The sequence below is a fragment of the Spiroplasma endosymbiont of Megaselia nigra genome (assembly GCF_003987485.1).
Classification (GTDB): Bacteria; Bacillota_I; Bacilli_A; order Mycoplasmatales; family Mycoplasmataceae; genus Spiroplasma.
The window spans coordinates 1-2,180 of the sequence record NZ_RCOO01000178.1 but is presented as its reverse complement, the minus strand read 5'-3'; the positions used below and the strand labels follow the sequence as shown (position 1 = coordinate 2,180).

The 2,180-nt window shown below is 26.0% G+C and carries 2 protein-coding genes; both read left to right on the top strand.

From position 1 onward, the window contains the following. On the top strand, positions 1-282 hold a 282-nt coding region (locus tag D9R21_RS07980; protein ID WP_206609246.1), incomplete at its 5' end, for a hypothetical protein. A gap of 514 nt (positions 283-796) precedes the next feature. After that, positions 797-1,927, top strand: coding sequence for a phosphatase PAP2 family protein (locus D9R21_RS05870; protein WP_126821470.1), 1,131 nt, complete (start codon positions 797-799; stop codon positions 1,925-1,927). The last annotated feature ends 253 nt before the right edge of the window (positions 1,928-2,180 follow it).

Genomic DNA, 2,180 nt, shown 5'->3' with positions numbered 1-2,180 from the left:
GTTATTTCGCCACCGCTCACCACCGAAGTGAAGCGGGTGGCGATACTAAACTTTATATTTAGACAGAGTTTATCCCCCTGCGGAAATAAACAAAAAATAGTTTACCCAGTTATTAATTACGCTTCATCCATCCCTACACAACTTTATATAAAGAAAATAACCTTTTGGAGCTCCAACCCTCTTGTTTTTTTAGTGTCCGATATTGTTTTTTTCGGTTTAACAGCACTCTTTTTATGAAAACAAGCCAAAAAACACATGCTATGACATTTCGCAAGTGATTAATCTTGCCGAGAATTAAAGAAATAAATAGGATAGTAAATCCAATCGCTTTCACACTTTCTTTAAGGCTTCGTGCCATAGATGAGTTATCCATCTTTAAGCATCAAAATATTAAGTTTTAAAGGTTGAATTTTGGATTAATCGTTAGATAGTATCTTTATTTATTTTTTATCTCATTATCTTTTTTTTAATTCTTAGTTTATTAAATGTATTTTCTAGTAATATATTTAACAATTAACTAATAATTAAATAAAACAATTATTCAAAAATTTTTTAAGAAAAGAAAGGATGGATTTTTCAGAAAAAACCTATTTTATTAAGTGTAAAAGATACTATCTAACGATTAATCCAATAAATATAAGTATTTTTTACAAAATAAAAAGCACTTTATTCTTTTTTAATAAAGTGCTACATTTTCATTTACAATTTACACATATAATTAAAAAGAAAAAAGCCTATATTTTTTACTAAATTCCTATTTAATTAACAACAATGAAAGAAAAAACGAGGAAACTATATGCAACAAAAAAATAACATCTTTTTTATTAAAAAAAAATGAAATATTTATTTTTTTGCAATTCCATTATTCATAATTTCTCTTATTAGTTTAGGAGTTCTTATTGCAACGGGATGATATCAAATTGACTACCAAATTGCTGTTGAACTTGCAAAACCTTCATCAAATGAATTTGTTAAATATTGAGTCCGTTTTTATGATCAATTAGGAAATACTGAAATCGTTATTGTAATTATCATTTATCTAACAATATTATTAGAAACATGGTTTTTGCTTAAAATAAAACAAGAAAAGCAAAAATTTATAAAAAATTATTGGATTACTGTAATCTATTATTTCCTAGCCATAGGAGCATGACTTATTGGTAATATTGTTAATTTAGCCTTAATTCCAAGTCTTGACGAAGGCTTTGGACCTGGAATTGACTATCTTCTATTTGATAATTATAAGTATAAATTAACAAGTGCTATTTTAGTTTTTCTTTACCAATCATTCTTATTAGGAATTGGTCTTTATTATGTTCGCTATCGGTTAGTTAAAACTAACCGTTTGTTAACAGAACAAACATGAATAAAAGCAACTAAAGGATTAAGTTTTTTAATTAGTACATATATTATTATTGTGATTTTAAAAGGTGCAACACATCGAATCTATTATTATAATGCTATTTTTGGTGATTTAATTGATTCCCATCCTGAATTCTTAGCTGCTTATCTTAAATCGGGTTTTCATTTTGGATATAACTTAGGTAACGGTTATCTTAATAATATTCCCTCAGAATGACAATATCCTTGGTGGAAACCACCAATTGGTTTATTTAGTAATGTTAATATGCCAACATTTAAAACCCCATGAGAATATGCTTTTCCAAGTGGTCATATTAATGCTACATATTGTACTGGCTCAATTATTCTTTTATTTTTAAAAAATAAGCAGAACAATAAAATTAACTGAAAAATAAAATTATGTTTTATTATTTGATTAATTCATGTTTTAGCAATGAATTTTGCTGTTGTAATGGAAAGATTCCACTGGATTTCTGACACTGCATTTACCTTTATTTTTTCAGCTACCATGATTTTAGTTGTTCATTTTAGTATTAATAAAATTTTTTCAAAACACTTAATTTAAAAAATGGACTAAAATAAAAAGGTTTAGATTAGAGTGCACCCCAAAAAGTAAGTATTAGTAAAAAAGGAAGACTGCACCCCAAAAAGTAAGTAAAATTAAAAAAGAACTTTACTAAACTTTTAGAGGAGGTGCATTTTTTAATGGCAGGAAAAGAACAAAAATTTAATAAATATACAGCAGATTTTAGAAAAATGATAGTACAAGAAGTTAAAAATAATAAGATAAGTTTTATTGCTCAAAAATATCAAATTAA